At 56.9% G+C, this 18,247-nt stretch carries 31 protein-coding genes; 21 read left to right on the top strand and 10 right to left on the bottom strand.

All coding sequences use genetic code 11. The features are described 5' to 3' along the window. Nucleotide 1: 1 nt before the first annotated feature. From ABE456_RS19765 to ABE456_RS19740, 6 genes are all read right to left on the bottom strand, one after another. Nucleotides 2-457, bottom strand: a complete 456-nt coding sequence (locus tag ABE456_RS19765) for a hypothetical protein (RefSeq protein WP_346645422.1) — start codon at nucleotides 455-457, stop codon at nucleotides 2-4. Continuing rightward, nucleotides 454-1,248 (bottom strand): Rha family transcriptional regulator, encoded by a 795-nt coding sequence (locus ABE456_RS19760; RefSeq protein ID WP_346645421.1) that lies wholly within the window; start codon nucleotides 1,246-1,248, stop codon nucleotides 454-456. Before ABE456_RS19760 ends, ABE456_RS19765 begins: the two co-directional genes overlap by 4 nt. Before the next feature lie 356 nt (nucleotides 1,249-1,604). Further along, on the bottom strand, nucleotides 1,605-1,811 hold the full coding sequence (locus ABE456_RS19755; protein ID WP_346645420.1) for a hypothetical protein: 207 nt from the start codon (nucleotides 1,809-1,811) through the stop codon (nucleotides 1,605-1,607). 64 nt (nucleotides 1,812-1,875) lie between these two features. Beyond that, nucleotides 1,876-2,088: a hypothetical protein gene (locus ABE456_RS19750; protein WP_119140677.1), complete on the bottom strand. Its 213-nt coding sequence runs from the start codon at nucleotides 2,086-2,088 to the stop codon at nucleotides 1,876-1,878. A gap of 18 nt (nucleotides 2,089-2,106) precedes the next feature. Beyond that, entirely contained in the window at nucleotides 2,107-2,316 is a 210-nt protein-coding gene (locus ABE456_RS19745; RefSeq protein ID WP_014859732.1) for a hypothetical protein, read from the bottom strand. 29 nt (nucleotides 2,317-2,345) lie between these two features. Next, nucleotides 2,346-2,567, bottom strand: coding sequence for a hypothetical protein (locus tag ABE456_RS19740; RefSeq protein WP_346645419.1), 222 nt, complete (start codon nucleotides 2,565-2,567; stop codon nucleotides 2,346-2,348). 102 nt (nucleotides 2,568-2,669) lie between these two features. Between ABE456_RS19740 and ABE456_RS19735 the strand changes: the two genes are divergently transcribed. The 8 genes from ABE456_RS19735 to ABE456_RS19700 all read left to right on the top strand — a co-directional run bounded on the left by ABE456_RS19735 (nucleotide 2,670) and on the right by ABE456_RS19700 (nucleotide 7,340). Then, nucleotides 2,670-3,512 (top strand): LexA family transcriptional regulator, encoded by an 843-nt coding sequence (locus ABE456_RS19735; RefSeq protein ID WP_346645418.1) that lies wholly within the window; start codon nucleotides 2,670-2,672, stop codon nucleotides 3,510-3,512. Nucleotides 3,513-3,514: 2 nt separating this feature from the next. Further along, entirely contained in the window at nucleotides 3,515-3,739 is a 225-nt protein-coding gene (locus ABE456_RS19730) for a hypothetical protein (RefSeq protein WP_346645417.1), read from the top strand. After that, nucleotides 3,736-4,032, top strand: coding sequence for a DUF6388 family protein (locus ABE456_RS19725; RefSeq protein WP_346645416.1), 297 nt, complete (start codon nucleotides 3,736-3,738; stop codon nucleotides 4,030-4,032). Before ABE456_RS19730 ends, ABE456_RS19725 begins: the two co-directional genes overlap by 4 nt. Nucleotides 4,033-4,343: 311 nt before the next feature. After that, complete coding sequence (locus tag ABE456_RS19720; protein ID WP_346645415.1) at nucleotides 4,344-5,312, top strand: hypothetical protein; 969 nt, start codon at nucleotides 4,344-4,346, stop codon at nucleotides 5,310-5,312. A 6-nt stretch (nucleotides 5,313-5,318) separates the two neighbouring features. Then, a complete protein-coding gene (locus ABE456_RS19715; RefSeq protein ID WP_346645414.1) occupies nucleotides 5,319-5,906 on the top strand; it encodes a hypothetical protein in 588 nt (195 codons plus the stop codon). A 60-nt stretch (nucleotides 5,907-5,966) separates the two neighbouring features. Then, entirely contained in the window at nucleotides 5,967-6,188 is a 222-nt protein-coding gene (locus tag ABE456_RS19710) for a hypothetical protein (protein WP_346645413.1), read from the top strand. Nucleotides 6,189-6,292: 104 nt separating this feature from the next. After that, nucleotides 6,293-6,538, top strand: a complete 246-nt coding sequence (locus tag ABE456_RS19705; RefSeq protein WP_346645412.1) for a hypothetical protein — start codon at nucleotides 6,293-6,295, stop codon at nucleotides 6,536-6,538. Nucleotides 6,539-6,689: 151 nt separating this feature from the next. Beyond that, the gene (locus ABE456_RS19700; RefSeq protein WP_346645411.1) at nucleotides 6,690-7,340 is read left to right on the top strand and encodes a hypothetical protein; all 651 of its coding nucleotides are present in this window, start codon (nucleotides 6,690-6,692) and stop codon (nucleotides 7,338-7,340) included. A 50-nt stretch (nucleotides 7,341-7,390) separates the two neighbouring features. Here ABE456_RS19700 and ABE456_RS19695 read toward each other — a convergent pair whose 3' ends face one another. Then, complete coding sequence (locus tag ABE456_RS19695; protein ID WP_346645410.1) at nucleotides 7,391-7,717, bottom strand: DUF1654 domain-containing protein; 327 nt, start codon at nucleotides 7,715-7,717, stop codon at nucleotides 7,391-7,393. 533 nt (nucleotides 7,718-8,250) lie between these two features. Here ABE456_RS19695 and ABE456_RS19690 point away from each other — a divergent pair. From ABE456_RS19690 to ABE456_RS19640, 11 genes are all read left to right on the top strand, one after another. After that, nucleotides 8,251-8,457: a hypothetical protein gene (locus ABE456_RS19690; RefSeq protein ID WP_061202724.1), complete on the top strand. Its 207-nt coding sequence runs from the start codon at nucleotides 8,251-8,253 to the stop codon at nucleotides 8,455-8,457. A gap of 83 nt (nucleotides 8,458-8,540) precedes the next feature. Beyond that, nucleotides 8,541-9,107: a hypothetical protein gene (locus ABE456_RS19685; protein ID WP_346645409.1), complete on the top strand. Its 567-nt coding sequence runs from the start codon at nucleotides 8,541-8,543 to the stop codon at nucleotides 9,105-9,107. A gap of 26 nt (nucleotides 9,108-9,133) precedes the next feature. Next, the gene (locus ABE456_RS19680) at nucleotides 9,134-9,676 is read left to right on the top strand and encodes a hypothetical protein (RefSeq protein ID WP_346645408.1); all 543 of its coding nucleotides are present in this window, start codon (nucleotides 9,134-9,136) and stop codon (nucleotides 9,674-9,676) included. 456 nt (nucleotides 9,677-10,132) lie between these two features. Next, entirely contained in the window at nucleotides 10,133-10,561 is a 429-nt protein-coding gene (locus ABE456_RS19675; protein ID WP_346645407.1) for a hypothetical protein, read from the top strand. After that, complete coding sequence (locus ABE456_RS19670; RefSeq protein WP_346645406.1) at nucleotides 10,558-10,749, top strand: hypothetical protein; 192 nt, start codon at nucleotides 10,558-10,560, stop codon at nucleotides 10,747-10,749. Before ABE456_RS19675 ends, ABE456_RS19670 begins: the two co-directional genes overlap by 4 nt. Further along, the gene (locus tag ABE456_RS19665) at nucleotides 10,746-10,961 is read left to right on the top strand and encodes a hypothetical protein (RefSeq protein ID WP_346645405.1); all 216 of its coding nucleotides are present in this window, start codon (nucleotides 10,746-10,748) and stop codon (nucleotides 10,959-10,961) included. Before ABE456_RS19670 ends, ABE456_RS19665 begins: the two co-directional genes overlap by 4 nt. Before the next feature lie 1,267 nt (nucleotides 10,962-12,228). After that, nucleotides 12,229-12,960, top strand: a complete 732-nt coding sequence (locus tag ABE456_RS19660; RefSeq protein ID WP_346645404.1) for a hypothetical protein — start codon at nucleotides 12,229-12,231, stop codon at nucleotides 12,958-12,960. Then, on the top strand, nucleotides 12,957-13,520 hold the full coding sequence (locus ABE456_RS19655; protein ID WP_346645403.1) for a siphovirus Gp157 family protein: 564 nt from the start codon (nucleotides 12,957-12,959) through the stop codon (nucleotides 13,518-13,520). The genes ABE456_RS19660 and ABE456_RS19655 overlap by 4 nt, the downstream gene beginning before the upstream one ends. Before the next feature lie 7 nt (nucleotides 13,521-13,527). Continuing rightward, a complete protein-coding gene (locus tag ABE456_RS19650) occupies nucleotides 13,528-14,046 on the top strand; it encodes a hypothetical protein (RefSeq protein WP_346645402.1) in 519 nt (172 codons plus the stop codon). Between the two features lie 72 nt (nucleotides 14,047-14,118). After that, the gene (locus ABE456_RS19645; RefSeq protein ID WP_346645401.1) at nucleotides 14,119-14,484 is read left to right on the top strand and encodes a hypothetical protein; all 366 of its coding nucleotides are present in this window, start codon (nucleotides 14,119-14,121) and stop codon (nucleotides 14,482-14,484) included. After that, nucleotides 14,459-14,821 carry a hypothetical protein gene (locus ABE456_RS19640; RefSeq protein ID WP_346645400.1) on the top strand — a complete coding sequence of 121 codons (363 nt, stop codon included), beginning with the start codon at nucleotides 14,459-14,461 and terminating at the stop codon, nucleotides 14,819-14,821. The genes ABE456_RS19645 and ABE456_RS19640 overlap by 26 nt, the downstream gene beginning before the upstream one ends. A gap of 146 nt (nucleotides 14,822-14,967) precedes the next feature. Here the strand turns inward: ABE456_RS19640 and ABE456_RS19635 are convergent, their stop codons facing one another. Then, complete coding sequence (locus ABE456_RS19635) at nucleotides 14,968-15,711, bottom strand: hypothetical protein (protein ID WP_346645399.1); 744 nt, start codon at nucleotides 15,709-15,711, stop codon at nucleotides 14,968-14,970. 113 nt (nucleotides 15,712-15,824) lie between these two features. Between ABE456_RS19635 and ABE456_RS19630 the strand changes: the two genes are divergently transcribed. Continuing rightward, nucleotides 15,825-16,571, top strand: a complete 747-nt coding sequence (locus tag ABE456_RS19630; protein WP_346645398.1) for a hypothetical protein — start codon at nucleotides 15,825-15,827, stop codon at nucleotides 16,569-16,571. A gap of 144 nt (nucleotides 16,572-16,715) precedes the next feature. Continuing rightward, nucleotides 16,716-17,267 carry a DUF1003 domain-containing protein gene (locus ABE456_RS19625; RefSeq protein WP_346645397.1) on the top strand — a complete coding sequence of 184 codons (552 nt, stop codon included), beginning with the start codon at nucleotides 16,716-16,718 and terminating at the stop codon, nucleotides 17,265-17,267. 44 nt (nucleotides 17,268-17,311) lie between these two features. Here the strand turns inward: ABE456_RS19625 and ABE456_RS19620 are convergent, their stop codons facing one another. Further along, the gene (locus ABE456_RS19620) at nucleotides 17,312-17,611 is read right to left on the bottom strand and encodes a hypothetical protein (protein ID WP_346645396.1); all 300 of its coding nucleotides are present in this window, start codon (nucleotides 17,609-17,611) and stop codon (nucleotides 17,312-17,314) included. Nucleotides 17,612-17,848: 237 nt separating this feature from the next. Continuing rightward, the gene (locus ABE456_RS19615; protein ID WP_346645395.1) at nucleotides 17,849-18,055 is read right to left on the bottom strand and encodes a hypothetical protein; all 207 of its coding nucleotides are present in this window, start codon (nucleotides 18,053-18,055) and stop codon (nucleotides 17,849-17,851) included. Nucleotides 18,056-18,247 lie beyond the last annotated feature (192 nt).

The raw sequence follows: 18,247 nt of genomic DNA, 5'->3' as shown, positions 1-18,247 counted from the left end.
ATCAAATACCCCCTTGGGCTTTTTCCCTGCGGCGCTTGTCGCGGTAGGCGTAAACCTCCTCCAAGCCTTCCTCGATCTTCACGACCTCGCGGTCGAAGTAGGCCTGGGCCTGCGTTTCTTCCTCCGGAGGCAGCTCACCTGGGCCGGCCAGGCCATTCCAGATCCACCGCATCGCGGCGTCGGCACCCTTCCCTTGCTGCCACTCGATCACGGAGGCACGCATGCCAAGCAGGTAACGCCCGAACGTCAGGTCGAGCTCCTTGACTTGCATGCGCAGCGCCTCGTTATCGGCCTTGAGCTGGTCGCGCTCATCAAGAGCTGTTTTAACCCCCAGGCGACGGCCCTCGTCATAGCCGGATTGCCACTCGCTCTTGTCGGGACGGCAACCTCCGTGAGGCGAGCACATGCCCGGATGCTGGCAGCGCTGCATGGACTTTCTGCAAATAAGATCGCTCATGCCGCACCCCGCACGGCCTTGTCGTGGGTGTGCAGGCCGTCCCAGTTCTTCTTCATGGGCAGCTCGCCGGCCCGGTACAGCTCGTACAGGCGCACAGCGCCCTTGCGCAGCAGCACAGGCGTGAAGGAGATGAACGGGTCTTTGCCGTGCGGGGTGACCTCGACCTGGTGCTCTGTCATGTACTTGTCGCGGGCGTATGAGCCGACGCGCCAGCGGGTGCCAGACCGGCTCTCGTTGTAGAGCCAGCTACGGCCCTCAAGGTAGTGGCCGACCTGCATCACGTTGACCCCATTGAGGCCCTTGCAGAACTGGGTCGGGGTCATGCCTTCCTTGAACAGGTTCTCCAGGTGATCGATCTTCTTGGCCTGGGCCTCGACTTGGACGGTGAGCAGCACACGGGCTTTCTCCGACTCGATGGCCATTTGGAGGATTTCCAGCTTGCTGAGGTCGGCGGGCGCAGGCTTGGCGACATGGGCCTCCAGCTCCTGCCAGCGGTCGACCAGCGCCGCGGTAAATTCCGGGCACAGCTGGGCAACAACGACGAAGCTGTCGCGCTTGTTGACCAGATAAACCTCGACAGGCCGGGATCCCGGGCCCTGGTGAGAGGTTTCCACCGACGGTGAAAAGCTCACGACGGCCTTTTCTTGTAGGCGCTCCATGGCTCGCTTCACGCTGTCATGCCTGGAGCCAACCAGATCGGCGATCTCCCGGGAGGACATGCGCGCCACAGAATCGCGCTTGTCGTTTTGTGGCGCGAGCCTTGATAGGGCCTGTACACTGGTGGTCTGCATATGCATAATTCACCTCAGAGTTTTGTATTGCAGAGAGCCGACCTCGTCCGTCGGCTTTTTTGTGCCTGTCGTTTACCGGTACCCAATGAGGGACTGGCGCACGGGTCCCTAATTAGGGATCAGGCGGTTACCTTGGAGCCGCGAACGGCACCACGTTGTTGCTCTTGGGCTTGCCACGCATGGCGAGGAATTGGGTGGCCATCCCGACGATCTGGGAAGCGAGATCATCTGGGCTCAAGCCGACCTCCTCCGCCCAGGCTTCCAGCTCCTGGAAGTCCGATCTGCGGAATCGCTCGACTTGCACGTTGTGTTGCGATGCTTCGTTCGCAGGTGACATATCCTCTCCCCGGACCTATTCAGGCCCTGGCCTTCTTCTCGCTGATCAGCGGCAGGTGGCCGTGTTCTTTCTTGAACGCCAGCGCGGCCAGGATGATTTCCCGTGCCAGCACGCTGTGCTGCGCCTTGAGCTCCTGGGCGTACCCCTTCAGCTCGTTGAAGTCCTCGTCATCCAAGCGGACCTTGACCTGGTGGTCGTGGCGGTGTGCTTTGTCGTCATAGGCCATCAGGTGTACCCCTGGTTGCTACGTGGTCGATAGGTTTGGATGACAGGGACTTCGTTGCCCGCTTTTAGGCCCCATCGAGGGCCTTTTTGTGTCCTACCAGCCCCAGAACCGGGGCCCTGTGTCGCATTTGTCTCAATTGCTCCTGGATGGCTAGCGATCGACTCATCTCCAGGTACTCATCGGTCGATCTTTCCAGGCTCCAGCCGAGGTCGGCAGCCAGCTGTCGAACCTCAGCCTTCACCTCGATTGGCAGCAATTCGAAGGTGGTTTCAGGCATAGGCCCTCCATAGGGGCTTCAGGCCGTTTTATCCTGCTCACCAGCGCCGTTCATTTCTCGGAGCAGATCGGCAGCGCCCAAGCGGCGGCCGAGGTTGGCCAATTCGTGCACGTAGGTGGCCAGCTGCATGCCAGCCATACGGGCTTCCATGCGCAGCTTCCTGACCTCCTCGGGCTTCCAACGCGACTTGATTACTTCGCTACGTTTGTTGGCGGGGTCCAGATGCATTCAGGGATTTCCTTGTGATTGAAAAATGGTTAAGCGGCAGATTTTTTGATGCTGTGCTTGGCGTTCTTGGCCAACTCTGCGTGCATCTGGTCAATGGCAGTCCCGGCCACATAACTCGGGTTGCTGATCTGCCCATTGCGGATACGAAAAATCGTCGAGATGTCGCATTTGGCGCGCTCTGCAATGGCCTTGTAGGTCATCCCCGAGCCCAATAATGCGTCCAGTTTTTTTGGAAGATCGGTAGCGCTCATGGCTGCCTCCTTTGTGGATATGCACATAATCATGCACCAGTGCATATCTGTCAACGTTCCGCTGTATTGCCCTATGCACTGCCGGGAGGCAGCATTGCACCCATGCATAAATCGATAGACAAAATTCTCGCTCAACTCATGGCCGAAAACGGCATTTCTCAGGTTGAGCTGTCGAGCCGGACAAGCGTCGGCCAATCGACTATTTCCAGGATTCTAAAGCCCCAAGGCCCCAAGGGAATCAAAGAGCCAACGGACAAACAGGTCAGGCCACTGGCTGACTTTTTCGGGATCACCACCGACCAGCTGCGCGGCTATGAACCGCTGGGCGAGGGAGAGCCAGAGGCGGAGCAGCGAGAAATCCTATCTACAGCAGATATCGTCAAGCAGATGCTGGCCAAGCATGGCAAGGGACTTTCTCTGGATGCTCGGCAGAAAATTGCCAATGCCATTGAAGAAAAGACGGCTGAGCAGGCATCTTCCAACGTCATCACCGTCGATTTTTCAAGGCCTGGCCAGGTGGGGGACGAAGTCTGGATCGCTCACTATGACGTTCGCGGCGCAATGGGTGACGGCGAGGTGGCGCACGATTTCCCGGAAATGCTGCAGGACATCCGCGTAAGCCCCACTCATCTGCGAGAGATGGGGGTCGAGTTCAAAGAGCACTACCACCTGAAGCTCATAACGGGTGTCGGTCAGTCCATGGCCCCGACCATCAAGAGTCGCGACCCGTTGGTCGTTGACATCAGCATCCGCGAGTTCGTTGGCGACGGGATCTACTACTTCTCCCATCAGGGCCATCAGTACATCAAGCGCCTGCAGAAAAAAGGCCGCGACCATTTCAAGATGATTTCTGACAACACCAATCATCCGCCTGAAGACATCCGGGTTGATGAGACCTACATCCAGGCCCGGGTGCTGCTGGTGTGGAACGCCCATCTGGTGTAGCCATGCCCCTAACCAAGCCCAACCAACAGCTGCGCCGAGACCTGAAGGATGCAGCCTTCGCCCTGGAAAGCGCCGCGCTGGAGATCTTCCACAAGGCCCAGGGTGGTGACGAGGCTCAGTTCCTGGAGGCGATGAAGCGCGTCGGGGAGCTGCATGAGCTGGCAGATCGGCTGGTGGGGTATGGGGATGAGATAAAGGCCGGCCGAGTGACAAGGACAAAGGAATGACTATCAGAGAACAAATCCACCAAAACGCACTTGCCATCATCCTCGAAGCTAACCCGCAGCTCATCAGAGAATACGATGAGATGACCGAAGATGCTCTCTGCGGGATGACCTTGGCGGAAGCTCGGGATCTACGATTGACACAGGCCTTGGTGAAAGAGGCAGAGCTGCGTCGCATGGATGCCTGGGCGTACCAGTTGATGCTCGCCGAGGATGCCGGCATGGACGTTTCTGCCGTACGTGAAGAAGACAGGCGCGCGACAGCTGCCGTGCTCGGTGCTGACGATCTTCTATGAGCAACTTAACCGACTGGCTTTGACATGCGCAGATGGGAGCTGCTGACCACTGCAGCCTGACTATGCAGGCTGGGGAAGATCATTTGAATGGATACCATTTAGAGGCTGGAAGAATGCAATAGTGATTATCAATGAGGCAGCTTGGCGATGCCTAGGCAATCGTTGAAATACATATTTATTCTTCAAGCATTACTGCAGACACAGGGACAGTTAAAATGTCGAGCTCCAGGAAAACGATAACAATACACTACAGAAAATTCGTTAGACCGGAGCGCTCAAAGTTTACGCTTGAGCAGATGGTCCGCTCTGCAATGGACTACCCAATCGATGGCGGAATCCAGTTAAAGCATAGGTATCTCGAGCGCTTACGAACAGATGGAGCCGATAACTATTTCATCAACCTATACCAAGATTCCGCACAACAACTTGGTTTTGTTTTTGGTGATATTCTGCATTTTTCAAAAGGCCATCTTCAAGCGCTTGCCAAAACCGCAGACCAAAACGCGCAATCCGTACCAGTGCAACAACTTAAGGCACCAGAGCAGTCTGAGTACGTCCATTCACAAATGTTTTGGATGATCAAGGACGACCATGCTTTCGTTGTTCAGAGCATGTCTCTTAAATCGGCAGACCTTGAAGCATATCTTTCATGGCTTCTAAAAACAAAATCCAACACGCTAGCCCACACCGACTCGGTAACACTTACATCAAAATTTGACATAGATGATGTGGGCGGAGAGCTGGCGGATATACAAGAAATTGTGATCGGCGGCGTTGCCACTCCTCCCCCTGTAAAGTTTGAAACAGCCCCACCAGTACCAAAAACCGTTGAAAAAATCAGCGAGGTCACCCAGCATGGTCAGATCGACACGGGAAGAACTACTGGATGGGCCACAGCGCGCAAAATCTTGGCCGAACTGTTAGGCGGGGACGCCAATGTAGCATCCCTGATGCAGTCAGTGCCTCCCGATGCCGAACTCGACGTGCAAGTACATATCGGGTTCAAAACAAAAAAACGAAAGATTGACCGTGTAGCTCTGACACAGCTCGAGACTGGCTTACGCAACCTGCCAGATAGCCAGTTACAAGTTAAAGCCAAGGGCGGGAAGATAGGGAGCGACGGGTCCATTCGACTGCACCACAACGCATCAATAAAGCTTATAACAGCAATGGATGGGAATAACGAAATAATCGGATCACTTTTGGACCCGGCAGATGTATTGCGTGCTACAATTGAAGCATATTCTACATTTTTGGCTAACGGGAAAATCCCAGAGTGACAATGTATGCGGCCAACAACCAAAAGGAAGATAGCATCATTAGTGCTCCCTTTGCTAGCAGGGGCGGCTGCCGCATATTATACCCCCCTATCCTTTTGGTTTGATATGAAGGAAGGGTTGATAGCGTTTCTTGGGTTTCTTGCCGCGTCACTGATGCAGGTAATGCCCATAACGGCCAATTTTGTGCAGACAGATAAATTAAACCCTGCCGAAGCAAGAAAAATTGTAGATTCACTGACTCGCCAGCAGCACTATTGGATTGGACTCTTAAGTGCCACCATAGCAGCACTGCTAGCAGTGATAATATTCTCCGCACTGAAGGCACCACTTGAGAAGCACACCGAAGTCTGGCAAGGAATGTCATACTCTAGCATCGGTTGTTTTTTCATAGCCTACTTATTCTGTTTCGTATTGATTAAAATGCTTGGCCTGTTTGAGGGAATGCTCTCTCTGCACAACTTACGAGCAGAGCTTGTAATTGTGGCAGCCAATCGCTCGGCAGCCGAAAAGAAAGAAGCCATTCAGGCAAGTGCGGGCGAGCTTCGACCGGTGCTTCCTGAAGGATATGGTGCAATAGCGAAGCCGCCCCAATAGCCTGCCTCGGCGGGCTTTTTCATGCCTGCTATCCTGTCGTGACCTCCGGGAGGACTAGCCATGGTCACCGACAAGCTAACCTTATCTCTGCTCTCGCGGATGGCTGACGCTCAATTGGCCCTGGCCACCGGCATGAGAGGGGCAACCCCTAGATCTCAGGGATACCCTGAGGGATCGCTTCAGAGAATTGCTGAGGCACTGGAGCAAATTGAGGCGGCCTTGGTTGAGATCGACCAATTCAGCGCTGGCAGCAACTCGGACATCCAAGCCAAGCTACACTGACCTTGCCAAGTGCAGGGATCTCCACCTCACGTGCTCGGCACCAGCCCGCCTCAGCGGGCTTTTCTTTGCCTGCTAGTCTTTCCTCATCTTCATGAGGAGCCGCTATGACCGACCTTCCCAACGATCCGACAGCCGCCCTGCTCTTCCGCTTAAACCAGAACATCAACGCGCTCGGTGCCGCAATCGAAGAGGCCGGGATCTGGCTCGATCAGCGAGGGGCGACCGAAGTATATGAGCGGATCCGTGAGCATCTGGAGGTGCTGGTGGATAACAGCGAATCCATAGCCGAGCTGCTGGCCGACCTGATTGCCAGACAGAAACCTGAAGAGTCCACTGGCCCAGAGGATTGATACGGCGCCTCGCTGCCGGCCGAAAGACCAGCGAAGATTGATCTGTAGGATCCCTCTTTGCCCGCTCAATGCGGGCCTTTTCATGCCTGCGTGATGGCGGATGGCCATAGTGGTAGGATGGCGACTTAATTCACGGGCAGAGTTTTTTAGGATGAAAGCAGTAATCGCAGGCGTGCTCGCCGTTTTGATCGCAGGTGGTGGTTGGTTTGGCTGGAACAAATATCAGAGTGGCCTGGAAACGACTGCGGCCGTCCAGTCCATCCAGCAATCTTCTACGCAGACAGAGCGCCAGTTGAACGCCCGGAAAGAGGACGGGATCACCTTTGCCGAATACTTCAAGCGCTCCATTTCAGTCATGGAGTCGCTTGATCACTCGATATCAAGCCTTGAGGCTCGCCAGTGGAATTACGTGCCATCTGATCGCGACCTGGCGATTGCTTTCATTGAGCAGTGCAAGTCCATCGTGCGCGCAGCTGAAGCTGACACCCGCCTTATGATGGATGAAAGCAACGCTAGGGAGTCAACTGATGCGGCAAAAAAGGAGCTTGATGAGGCCGACTCGTCTGTAGCTCTGGAATGGGCACTAAAAAGGTACAAGCGCGCCAGCAACGAATTGCTTGAGGTACTTCACAAGCAGCTCGAGGCAATTGAGGGCAGCACCGATAAAGTAAAAAAAATGGTGGCCGCTGATGATGCCGTGAAAGCCGCTTTTGGCCCTGACAAGGGGCTCACACAAACCACCGTGAGCGCAATGAAGAAGTCCTTGGAGCCAGAACCGAAAGAAAAACCCTCAGAGGGCTAGCGGCATCTGGCCCAGATAAAGCCCGCCAAGCGCGGGCTTTTTCACAGCTGTCAGAAAGGCGTTTCTTCCTCCACCCTCTCCTCCTCCCAGTCCCTCTCGTTGACCAGGTCATCCCGGTCGTCAGCGCTCTGCGGCTCCCACCGAACCGTCACGCTCTCGTCGTCGTTAAACGTCAGGTCCAGCTCGGGCGTTTCGGCCAGCAGCCCCATCACCTCCTCCCACTCCATGTCTCCGTCCGTGTCCAGGCGATGGATCGTCACCCAGCGCTGCGACTGCGCGATCGGGTGATTGATCATCGAGGACACCCGCAGGCCTAGTCGCTCTACCCCGGTCATCTCTTGGCGTGCGTGTGGTGCCGCTCTCTTTTGCTTGGCCATGCCACTACCCCTTTAACTGTATATCCATCCAGTAAAATTGAAGCATAACCAACCCTATAGGAAAAGTTAACCCCTGCTTTCAGATATCGACCCAGTGCATGGCTCAAAAATAAGTTATGCACCAGTGCATTGACACGCCAATTGCACTAGTGCATATTTTGTCCATCGCAGTCACTCACCAGGGACTGCAGAGGCCCTCAAGCCTCACCGCTCTTTAACAACTGAATAGGTTTCCGCAGCTGAGATGCTGCGGGCCGCCTGTCCGGCAAGGACAGGGAGGGCCGATGCAAAGGCTCTGTCAAAACCTAACCATCAAGCCGCTACGCCTCTACTGGGGACCGGCGATCTGATCTGACCTACCGCCTGGGGAGTGACTTGGGTGCTGGAAGGAAACGCAGGGAGAACCTGCGGCGGGTCGAGGGATACCGAACTGGCGAATGATCCAGAAATGCGTAGCGAGAGAGCAGCACAGAACGATTCACTGAAGCGCCTGGGCGACCGGGTGCTTTGGGAATCCACTGGAGGAAACAGAGATGGCTCAGTTCTACATCGACAATCACCTCAGCAATGGCAAGCGCTTGGAATGGCTTGCACTGCCCGACCAAGGCGAGCCGGTTGAATCGGTCGTGCAGCAGGTCAAGCAGGCCGCGATAAACAAGTTCGGCGGCATCGTTTACTTCAACCGCTGGGAGCACGTCGTGGCCAGCAACGGATATGTCACGGTGCAGATGTATGCGTGACCAGATTTCACTGGCTGGCCTTGGCGACAGGGCCGGCATCAAAGCCACTTCACTGAGGCGGCTTTGATGCACAGGAGGCCCCCATGGGAAGAGCATTGGTTCTTGGGGTCGGTATCAACGACCTGCCCCGCTATCACAACTGCCCGTTCTACAGCAGGTGGAAAGGGCTTCTCCGGCGCTGCTTCGGTGAGCGCGATGACCGCCACTATGAAGGATGCCAGGTGGCCGAGCAGTGGCTTCGGTTCAGTGCCTTCAAGGCGTGGATGGAACAGCAGCCATGGCATGGCAACCACCTGGACAAGGACATCCTGAGCCCCGGCGAGAAGATCTACCGGCCGGAAACGTCGGTGTTCGTGCCAAGCATCCTGAACAACCTGGCAATCGACAGGCCATCCCAGCGCGGCGAGCTGCCCGTAGGCGTGGCTCGCACTCGGCGCGGCAAGCCATTCATGGCAAGAGTTCACTGGCTGGACGGCAGTCGCACCAGTGTCGGCAGCTTTGACTGCCCGCATGAAGCGCACAGGGCCTGGGCCAACGCCAAAGCCGGGGTCATCCGGCAGGCGGTCGACCAGTACCGCGCCACTGACCGATTCGATGAGCGTGTCTGCAAAGCCCTGCTGGATAGGGCGGATCAGCTCGCTGCAACCTGAAATCAACCGCCCTGGAGGGCATGGGAATGCTGAACATCAACGAAGAATCTCTGAAGACCGCGATCGTCGCTCAGGTTGCAGACCAGCTGCTGAGCGAGGACGCCGATCTGTCGAATCTGGTCGACAAGGAGATCAAGAAGCGCATCGACAAGATCTTTGACGAGCGCGTCACTGCGCAGATCCAGAAGGCGATCGACGAGACCATCAATGGCTCGTTCGAGCGTGAATACCGCCGCGTTAACCAGTGGGGCGACCAAGAAGGCCCTTCAACCACCCTGCGCAAGGAGCTGGAGAAGACGGTCACCGCCTACTGGAACGCCAAGGTGAACCCTGGCGATGGGAAGCCGGCCACCAGCGATTACAACTCGGTTACCCGGGCGCAGTGGCTGATGACAAAGATCTGCGCTGAAGACTTCAGCAAGGAAATGCGGCAGCACGTGACTAATGTTGTCGGCAGTCTGAAAGACGGCCTGCGCAAGCAGATGGCCAACCAGATGGACGCCCTGCTCAACGATCTCTTCAAGGTCCGAAGCCTGCAGGACCAGGGCAAAGTCGAAAAGCCTTACTGATTCCCTGACAGCCGGAAAGACGGCCCGATGCCCTGCTCCCCATCGCAGGCTGCATCTGGGTGTGATCTGAATGCGCAGGCTTGCGCACAAGTGGAAGTGGTCAGCCCGACTGGCGTATGCCGGGGTAGCACCAGCGACGGCCAGGTAAAGCTGAGTCGAAAAAATGACCCCGGCGCCGAGCCGGCCAGATCACACCCCGATGCAGAGAAGCGCCCAGCTCCGGGCGCGGTTACCGAAGCACCTGTGGACGTCCCTTCCCCCGCACTGGGGGTAAACGAATTGCGCCGCTGGATGGGTCCACGCCAAGCCAGCTGCCGGGGTAGCGCCCGGCCTCTGCATCCTCTTCCCTTCACATCGACCGCATTGGACAGGTGCCAGCGAGCTTCACGGCTCGGGTTTGGTCACCTGCGCTGGCATCTGCCTAATGCGGTTGCCCTACCCCACTAGGAGGACGCTATGGGCGCACTTCGAGCAGCACAATTTGAGTACGACAACCGGATGCCGCCGGCGGTGAGCGATGACGAAGTCGCCCAGGCTGAGTGGATCGACAAGCACGCAGCTGAACTTGTCCTGGGCTATCGGGTGAGTTGGGGTTATCGCGGCGAGCGCGGCGAGATCACCCAGGCCGACCTGGCACGGGCGGTCCAGGATCATGCGAACCAGCGCCAGATCGATGGCCTGGACAAGCAAGACGCCTTTGGCAAGTTGGTAATGGCCGGCCTTGGCACAGGTAGCGCGGGCTTCATCAAGGAGCTTTCAACCTACCTCTTGGGCGGCCCAGGCGCGCTCAAGGAGATTGCCGCCGACCTGCTGCGCCCGGTAGCGGCCAAGGCCGTAGCCGCCGAGCAGGAACGTGATCGCGATATTCTGGAGTGCGGGTTTTGAGCCCGCATGTCCTGATTGACCAGATGCTCGATGCCCTGATGCACCCGGCCACTTCGGCCTGCTTTGCTACTGACATTCAACGCCAACTGACCGAAATGCTGGCCGACCAGCGCATCACCATCGAAGAGTTCAACCACTACTGCGGGCGCCTCAACAAGATCGTTGATGGGCGCAAGGAGGTTGCATGACTACGCCGATCTTCCCGTCGATCATCGAAGACCAGGTGGCCGAGGCTGCCCAGGCCGTACCCAACGACCGAATCCTGATGGTGTTCAAGGGCCTGACCATGGAGGACGCCATGAATCAGGCGCGCCTGGCTCACATCGAGAATCCGAAGGCCTGGTCGGGCCGGGCCTACCTCTGTGGCATGTGCACCCTGGCCTACGAGGTCCGCACGTGAGGCGCCAGCAGGCCAGGCGCTGGGCGTTCTGGCGCGGCTTCACACGCAAAAAGCCCGGCGCAGGGCCAGGCTTTTTCATCTGGGTGCATCTACAGCTGAGAGTTATTCCAATGGGCGCTTGTGATAACTATAGCGCTCCGCATGGGATACCCTCGATGGGTCCGGCGGCCCCTGTTTCTTTTCTCTTCGAAAGGGAGGGCTGTCGAAATTGTCGTCACTGTCCTCTTGGCAAACGCTTCTGCCGTGATCGCTTGATCTCTCTAGCGGCCTCTCGTTACCGGCTGGCTGGCTGACCTGTCTGTCACTATCTACGCCATACCTGTCTCTGGACATACACACCTCTCAATGCTCAGAAGTCCTGAGCCACTTGAGTATGCGCTTCAAGCTCTTCCAGAAGATTTAAAACGGACCACCGGGAGAAGGCTTTGGAGCTTGGGCAGCCAGATCGAATGCTCAATCCAAATCACTCACACGCCTGTCACCTGGCGTTTCAACTTTCACAATTAAGGTGAAACTTCCAGTAAGGCTCTGGCGTAGCTCTCGGGGCATTGCGAAGGAAAAATGGATGAGCCACGAACCATCTTTCAATCGAAATGTATCACCCCGGTAAAGAGCCACATCCGTCTCGCTGACCCCAATCCGCCCGGCGATATCTAAATCAGTTGGCGCATCCAACATAGTTGTGCCCTCGCGTTCGCCAGGGAGCGACCAAGCAGTGCATTTGGACGAGCTATCGTTTGTGGTTCGGCTTGGCCGTGTGAGGGTTCGTCCAAATGACCTTCGGCTTACTCGCGGGTAAGCCGCTGACGCCAGAGGGAACGTTTTCAATCTGGCCTCCCTGGTTGATGAACAGTTCGGTCTGTTCATTCAAGCGCTCATGGGCGCGCTGTGACTCGGGGGATATGGCCTGGTGCATAAAAGCTACCTAATAGTGAAGAGCCGCAGAAAACGGCTACTCAGTCACTATACAGGGAATTGGCAGTGCCCGAAAAAAATCGGACTAGATACTGAAATTTGGCAGCACAATATACGCAAAATTCTGCACGTTTTGTATGCCCTTCCCCTAAGTCGAGCCATCCGGCGCTGCTATAACGCTGCATTTGCAAGAAATTACACGCTACTTCACTCCGCGCCTTGATGAGGCAACACAGGCCGGCAAGAGCGCACAACCATCACCGGCAGCCAGGGCGTCTGGCCTACATCACGGGCGTGACCTGGCATTTCCCCTATTCCAATTGACTGCGCCGGCCCGGCGCGAGGTGCACCAATGTCCACTAACCCCATGCGCATCTGGGAGAAGGTCCAGACGACCAACACCCAATTCACCAAAGAAGCCAAGGTCGGCGGCCAGCAGATCACCAGCCTGAACGGCACCGCTATGATCATGAAGGCCACCGAGGTCTTCGGCCCCGCTGGTATCGGCTTTGGCTGGAACGTGGTCGAAGAGCGCTTCGACAAAGGCGCCGAGATGTTCAGCGGCGAAGGCGATAAACGCGTCAGCCTGGGCTTCGAGCTGAACCACACCGTCAAGATCACCTTCTGGTTTGTGCTGGACGGCCAGCGCGGCGAGATCGAACAGTACGGCTGCACGCAGTACCTCTACAAGTCGAAGTACGGCACCACCACAGATGGCGAGGCGCCGAAGAAATCGCTGACCGACGCCATCAAGAAGGCACTGTCCATGCTGGGCTTCAGCGCCGACGTATTCCTGGGCATGTTCGACGACCAGAACTACGTGCAGCAGCTGCAGGCCGAGCAGGCCATCGAGCAGGCCGAAGACCGCCAGGCCGAGATCGAGCGCCAACAGCAGGAGCGCCTGGACTTCATCAAGGACACGATCGAGACCATGCAGAAGGCGGTGACGCCGCATGAGCGCAAGAAAATCCACGACCACGCAGTGCGCAAGCTCATCGGCCGCAAGGATGAGAAAGGCGCAGCGCGGATCTCGCTTGAACTGAAGAACCTCGAGGCCGGCAGGCCACAGGAGGCTGTAGCATGACCCAGCTCTACGCACTCACCGGCCAGATGGCCGAATTGGCCGCCATGTGTGACACCGACGACGAAGGCCTGAAACAGGCCATTCAGGACACCATGGCCGGCATCCAGGGCGAGTTTGAGGTGAAGGCCGACAACATCGTCATGCTGCGTCGGAACATTGAGGGCGACATCGGCGCCATCGACGCCGAGATTGACCGCCTCAGTGAGCTCAAGCGCATCAAGGCCAACAGCGTGACCGCGATCACCGACTACCTGCGGCGCAACATGGACGCAGCCAACATCAAGTCGATCAAGCGCCCGCTGTTCACCATCAGCCTGGTCGCCGGCAAGGAAAAGGTGATCGTCGACAACGAGCAGGCGGTGCCGGACGACCTGATCTCAGTGCAGACCAAGATCGCGCCAAACAAGAACGCCATTGCCGCAAAGCTCAAGGCCGATCGCGAGCACAACGAAGCCGTCCGCAAGCGCATGGCCGCCGGCGAAGACTGCGAACACGAACTGATACCTGAGCCAGGCTGGGCGCATTTGGAGCGCGGCGAGAGCTCGATTCGCATCAAGTGAGGTCAGCATGAACCCATCAATCGACCTAGAGGCCGCACAAGCGGCCTTCCTTGCCTCTGGAGGCAGCATCATCGTGCTTGACGGGTACCAGTATGTGCCACACAGGCCGCACCGCGACATTGAACAGGTGCGCGCTGCACAGCCCAAGCCACTGAACCAGAAGGCACAGAAGCGCCAAAAGCAGCTTGCCGAACTGCGCGAGCTGGCCAAGACCATGACCTACGCCCAGGCCATGGCCGAAACCGGGTTGGCACAGACAACGCTCTACCGGGCAGCGCAGGACGGAGGGTTTGCCTTCAAGCCTGACCCGCGCCGATTCCATGGCGAAAAGCAAAGGGCCTATGCAGTCCCTGCCGAGGACAAAGCGCTCGCAGCCAAGATCGCCGAATTGCGCGATGCCGGCCTGAACCGTCACGAAGCCAAAACCAAGCTGGGCATCTCCGACCGCAAGTTCTGCCGGGTCATCCACCTGTTTGGCGTCGACTATCCCAAGGCCGAGGGCAAGCGATGCGACGGTCCAGTTTGAAGCGCCAGGTCCGCCAGCGTCGGCGGCAAGAACAGTTCCACCTGCCGCCCAGCGGCCTACAGGAGCACAGACATGCAGAAAGCACCTCCTGGAGTGGTAACCCTGCCGGCCTGGATGAATCGACCGGTAAAGAAGCTGTACAACACCCGCAGTGGCGGCCAGTACCGGCCTGATGATGTTGCCCTGGCCTTTGCGCTCAGCCTGCGCATGCACGACAGCGCCGATCACCTGCGCAGGCTGGCCCGGCGCCTGGTCGACAAGGTCTGCCTGGAGCACCAGCCGAACATGAAGCGCCTGGCCCGCGAGCCGGACGACGCCAAGGTGTTCGACGCCGCGCTCAAGATCATCAACCGGGTGTGCGACCTGCTGGAGTACGTGCCGGGCACCCGCTTTGTGCGAAATGGAGAGGATGATGGCCAAGACTCAGCAGCAGCGTGACCAGGAGCGTCGCGACAATGAGGCTAAGGCCCAGGTCGAAGACCTTCGCATGAAGGCCGGGAAAGGAACCCGCCAGGCCTTGGCTGAAATCATGGAGTGGGCTGACGTTCAGCAGAACGGCGAGGCCATGACCCTGTTGATCCACCGCATCCATGAATTAGGGCCTGAAGCGGCCCGCCACTTCCTAAGTGCGCCGCGCCACGAAATAAAGCTTTCGAGTTCTGTGGTGCGCAAGCTCGATCAGTTCCGCCTGAGCCGCGAGTTGCGGGCTCCGTGCCTGGAGCTTGGCGACGATCCTGATGATAACGGACTGATCCTGTTGGGAGAGCTGGCCTGAGCATTCCGCACGGCCGGCGCCAGCAGTACATCAATCTGCCGACCAGCGGGCTAAGAAACATCAGAAATGGCGGAGACGTCAGTCTGACCATCAAAAACCTTCCGATGCAGCTGATCAGCCAGCCGAAGAAACACGCTGAATAGCGCTCAACCTATGCAGATTCCGGTCCCGACATTGCGCATATTACATGTGGCAACACTCATGAATTTCCGCCCATCATGGGAGAAAGTCATCTCCTTCGCATCACCTCGGACGTGAATGTCGTTGATCTGCATATTCAGCCGTTCTACTACGATCTTTGAAGGAGGGTAGGTCTTTAGCACCAGCACAATATCACCAGGCCCCTTACGTATGGTCAACGTGTTTCCGACCCATTCCACATCCCAGTTGTCAGCACCAGCAATCCACTGATTCTGATCAATCCGCAATGTCGTAGCTCCTGTGTCATCTGCGAACAACCCAGAGATTCTGTACGTTTCTCCTGGAAACTCTGGCGGGAGTATCGAGAGAACGTTGTCACCGAGAACATTCAATATGTGCTTGCAGTCGATAAAAGTGCTCCCAGCAAATACCACTTCTATCGATTCAGTGCTGACATCCAGCCATTCTTTCGTGAAGCCTTCTTGCAAGCACCGAGGGCTTGCGTTGTGCTGGGCCACAGTTGCAGCCGAGAGAACTTTGCGATTGCGCTTCTGGTTGCACTGCATGCATAGCAGCGTGATACCTGCTGGGTCATGGACTAAAGCATCCGCAAAATCAGGAGCGAAATGCTCATAGTCATAAAATCCTAGCCCGCATATCACGCATCCAAAACCACATCGTTGCCTGACCTCTCTTTTGATCTCAGCGCTGATAGTACGACCCAACCCGTGTTTGTTTCGTTGGCCCATGAAGCAGTCCTCCGTTGACTAAGTAGAAAGCAAACACATCAAACCCCATCCCAAACCAAATTGCCACCATGCCGCCACCAGCACGGAGGGCGGCGCATGCCCAGGACAATGTCATGAACGACGAACAACGCCACCAAGAATGGATAGCTCAGCGCAAGGCCGAAGAGGCCAAGCGCCGCGAACGTGCCGCCGAGTGCTTGAAGGACCACGAATACACCGTCCTGGCTGACACCGATCAGCTGAAGGTATGGCGCTGCAAGGCTCCCGGCACAACCTGCTACGCCTTCGACATCCTGATCACCCGCTTCGGCATCGCCATCGTCGGCGACATCAATGGCCTGACCTTCAACGTCGGCCTGTCCTACGGCATCGAGTTCCTGGCTGGGAACGACATCGGCTACTACATCCACTCGAAGCTCGAAGAGAATTGCCGCGAGCGCGAGTTCGATGAGGGAGCTTTCCGCTCGGCATTGGTAACCGGCGTCTGCAGCCAGATCTGTGAAAACACCCATGACGACGAGCTGTACGCCGCCCTGCCCGAGTGGATGCGGAATGACGGCGGAGTCGGTGAAGCCGGCCGCTGGGATGAGCTGCGCAGCCTGGTCAAGGATCGGCTTGCAGCAATCGAATACGGCGAAGACGGGCGCGACTTCTGGGACTCCCTGAATGATCGCCTGTACGAAGCCGACCACGTCGAATGCGTCGAACAGGCCAGCATGCTCATGAGCGAGCACCACGAAGTGCTTGGACTTGGCTGCGACTACTGGGAGATCACCATCGACAAGCCGCGCGACAGCCTGATCAATCGGCTGTACCTGATCAACCACGCCGCCAAGGCGATCGTCGCTCAGCAGGCCTAAGCAAAAGCCGCCTGACCCTACGGCGCTGGCCGCCAGTGCCCTCCCCTACTCAACGATGACACCTCGACTATAACGGCTGCGTCTGCGGGGAGCACTGGCGGGCTAGTCTAGACTGGACATGAGAAACCACCACGGAGCCATCAGATGGACCCGTTAACCTCTGAGCAGTCTAAACCTCATGAAATTCCTGAAGACGTCGACCATCTCAGGTTTCATCGCGCCCATGAACATATGCACCACCCCTTTGGTAACGATGCATTTGCCCGAAAAGCCGAAGCTTTCGCCCGTTTCTTTGGCACACCAATTTTTCTTGGGTCCCAGTCACTAGTGGTTCTTATTTGGATGGGTATCAGCTTATCGGGGCTGTCAGCGTTCGATCCCTACCCCTTCATTCTACTGAATCTAGCGTTTAGTCTGCAGGCGGCCTACGCGGCCCCTCTAATTCTTCTGGCACAAACTCGCCAAGCCGACCGTGACAAAGCTACCTCTGAAGCAGACGCACGACATCGAGAGGCAATTGCCATGGCCAATCAACGACGGCAGCGGGACGCAGAGATTCACAGCCAGCAGCTTCTGCAGTTGTTGGAGCAAAATACACACCTAACGGAGATAACAAAGCAGATGAGTGAGCGAATCGAAGTCCTTACTTCACAGATCCACTCACACTTGCTTGCTTCGTCAGGAAGAGAATCCTGATCCTGAGTACATCCGTACTCTTTTCGCAGCAACCTATCTCCCTTCTATCGCGGGTCCCATAAGCGACACACAAGCAGGGAGCACAGAGCGGCTGTTGTTCGGGCACGCACCACTCCCCAGGCAAGCGCCTGAGTCATCGTTTCTTCAAGGCGAGTATCGTAAACCTCCTCTAGCAATGCCATGCCCTCCGAGGCGTAAACACCGACGAATAGTTGCGTAAGGCCCTCGGTGGATAGCCGGACCTCAACGTCGATGCTTACGCCGTCTACATAGGCCTCAGCATGACATCGAGAATGTAGCGATGAGTTTGCCCAGCACCAGTAGGTGGATCCTCGAGCTCTCATTTTCGTTGTCCTTTCTTTGAGAGCTTAGTAACGCACACAAATCATTAGTGCACAGTACCACTGGGCAGTTGGCCTGAACCATTTCGCTATCAGTCAACTCGCTGTAACCTCAGTTCACTGAGGCGATATTGAATCTGTGGCCGACTTTGCCCACCATCTAGCGAAAAACTGAACGATGAATGGATAAATCGAAGCAAAAGGCTGCAGGATCGTCGGACATCTAAAGGGGATGGTAGCCTAACCGGTATCCTCCGGTGCATCCATGGTTGCCGCGAAAGTCATCCAATCTTCAAACGTTTTAAGATGCTGGCCACACAGATAGTCCCACCCGGCGCCGGAGATGTGCCCATATGCAACCTGACTCATGATGGCCGCAGTTTGCATGTCTAGCTTACGTAGCAACTCATACGCCCGAAACTTCTTCTCCCTGTTCACTTTATCCATCGTCGTCACCAATCTGTGAGGCACGCCGGACAGCATACCTACCCGGTGGACCCCACCCGCGCGACATAAGTCAGTAAACCTCCTCTCCCCTCTATTCACTGCCGCGATATGGCGGCCAAGGCGAAGCTATGCCTCAACCCAAGCGGACCTACTTGATTGGCTACCTGTGCTCCGGAGGTGGCGGCCGTTTCT

This window comes from Pseudomonas sp. TWI929 (assembly GCF_039673335.1).
Lineage (GTDB): Bacteria > Pseudomonadota > Gammaproteobacteria > Pseudomonadales > Pseudomonadaceae > Aquipseudomonas.
The sequence above is the reverse complement of the archived record's forward strand: the minus strand, read 5'-3'. Positions and strand labels throughout refer to the sequence as shown.

Excerpts from the sequence above, each read along its gene's own strand:
- ABE456_RS19765 (WP_346645422.1), bottom strand. The coding sequence starts at position 457 with ATGAGCGATCTTATTTGCAGAAAGTCCATGCAGCGCTGCCAGCATCCG.
- ABE456_RS19615 (WP_346645395.1), bottom strand. The coding sequence starts at position 18,055 with ATGGATAAAGTGAACAGGGAGAAGAAGTTTCGGGCGTATGAGTTGCTA.
- ABE456_RS19630 (WP_346645398.1), top strand. The coding sequence starts at position 15,825 with ATGAACGACGAACAACGCCACCAAGAATGGATAGCTCAGCGCAAGGCC.
- ABE456_RS19650 (WP_346645402.1), top strand. The coding sequence starts at position 13,528 with ATGAACCCATCAATCGACCTAGAGGCCGCACAAGCGGCCTTCCTTGCC.
- ABE456_RS19760 (WP_346645421.1), bottom strand. The coding sequence starts at position 1,248 with ATGCAGACCACCAGTGTACAGGCCCTATCAAGGCTCGCGCCACAAAAC.
- ABE456_RS19645 (WP_346645401.1), top strand. The coding sequence starts at position 14,119 with ATGCAGAAAGCACCTCCTGGAGTGGTAACCCTGCCGGCCTGGATGAAT.
- ABE456_RS19635 (WP_346645399.1), bottom strand. The coding sequence starts at position 15,711 with ATGGGCCAACGAAACAAACACGGGTTGGGTCGTACTATCAGCGCTGAG.
- ABE456_RS19660 (WP_346645404.1), top strand. The coding sequence starts at position 12,229 with ATGTCCACTAACCCCATGCGCATCTGGGAGAAGGTCCAGACGACCAAC.
- ABE456_RS19695 (WP_346645410.1), bottom strand. The coding sequence starts at position 7,717 with ATGGCCAAGCAAAAGAGAGCGGCACCACACGCACGCCAAGAGATGACC.
- ABE456_RS19675 (WP_346645407.1), top strand. The coding sequence starts at position 10,133 with ATGGGCGCACTTCGAGCAGCACAATTTGAGTACGACAACCGGATGCCG.
- ABE456_RS19750 (WP_119140677.1), bottom strand. The coding sequence starts at position 2,088 with ATGCCTGAAACCACCTTCGAATTGCTGCCAATCGAGGTGAAGGCTGAG.
- ABE456_RS19640 (WP_346645400.1), top strand. The coding sequence starts at position 14,459 with ATGGCCAAGACTCAGCAGCAGCGTGACCAGGAGCGTCGCGACAATGAG.
- ABE456_RS19720 (WP_346645415.1), top strand. The coding sequence starts at position 4,344 with ATGGACTACCCAATCGATGGCGGAATCCAGTTAAAGCATAGGTATCTC.
- ABE456_RS19705 (WP_346645412.1), top strand. The coding sequence starts at position 6,293 with ATGACCGACCTTCCCAACGATCCGACAGCCGCCCTGCTCTTCCGCTTA.
- ABE456_RS19730 (WP_346645417.1), top strand. The coding sequence starts at position 3,515 with ATGCCCCTAACCAAGCCCAACCAACAGCTGCGCCGAGACCTGAAGGAT.
- ABE456_RS19745 (WP_014859732.1), bottom strand. The coding sequence starts at position 2,316 with ATGCATCTGGACCCCGCCAACAAACGTAGCGAAGTAATCAAGTCGCGT.
- ABE456_RS19710 (WP_346645413.1), top strand. The coding sequence starts at position 5,967 with ATGGTCACCGACAAGCTAACCTTATCTCTGCTCTCGCGGATGGCTGAC.
- ABE456_RS19665 (WP_346645405.1), top strand. The coding sequence starts at position 10,746 with ATGACTACGCCGATCTTCCCGTCGATCATCGAAGACCAGGTGGCCGAG.
- ABE456_RS19680 (WP_346645408.1), top strand. The coding sequence starts at position 9,134 with ATGCTGAACATCAACGAAGAATCTCTGAAGACCGCGATCGTCGCTCAG.
- ABE456_RS19715 (WP_346645414.1), top strand. The coding sequence starts at position 5,319 with ATGCGGCCAACAACCAAAAGGAAGATAGCATCATTAGTGCTCCCTTTG.
- ABE456_RS19690 (WP_061202724.1), top strand. The coding sequence starts at position 8,251 with ATGGCTCAGTTCTACATCGACAATCACCTCAGCAATGGCAAGCGCTTG.
- ABE456_RS19685 (WP_346645409.1), top strand. The coding sequence starts at position 8,541 with ATGGGAAGAGCATTGGTTCTTGGGGTCGGTATCAACGACCTGCCCCGC.
- ABE456_RS19655 (WP_346645403.1), top strand. The coding sequence starts at position 12,957 with ATGACCCAGCTCTACGCACTCACCGGCCAGATGGCCGAATTGGCCGCC.
- ABE456_RS19725 (WP_346645416.1), top strand. The coding sequence starts at position 3,736 with ATGACTATCAGAGAACAAATCCACCAAAACGCACTTGCCATCATCCTC.
- ABE456_RS19620 (WP_346645396.1), bottom strand. The coding sequence starts at position 17,611 with ATGAGAGCTCGAGGATCCACCTACTGGTGCTGGGCAAACTCATCGCTA.
- ABE456_RS19735 (WP_346645418.1), top strand. The coding sequence starts at position 2,670 with ATGCATAAATCGATAGACAAAATTCTCGCTCAACTCATGGCCGAAAAC.
- ABE456_RS19625 (WP_346645397.1), top strand. The coding sequence starts at position 16,716 with ATGGACCCGTTAACCTCTGAGCAGTCTAAACCTCATGAAATTCCTGAA.
- ABE456_RS19755 (WP_346645420.1), bottom strand. The coding sequence starts at position 1,811 with ATGGCCTATGACGACAAAGCACACCGCCACGACCACCAGGTCAAGGTC.
- ABE456_RS19740 (WP_346645419.1), bottom strand. The coding sequence starts at position 2,567 with ATGAGCGCTACCGATCTTCCAAAAAAACTGGACGCATTATTGGGCTCG.
- ABE456_RS19700 (WP_346645411.1), top strand. The coding sequence starts at position 6,690 with ATGAAAGCAGTAATCGCAGGCGTGCTCGCCGTTTTGATCGCAGGTGGT.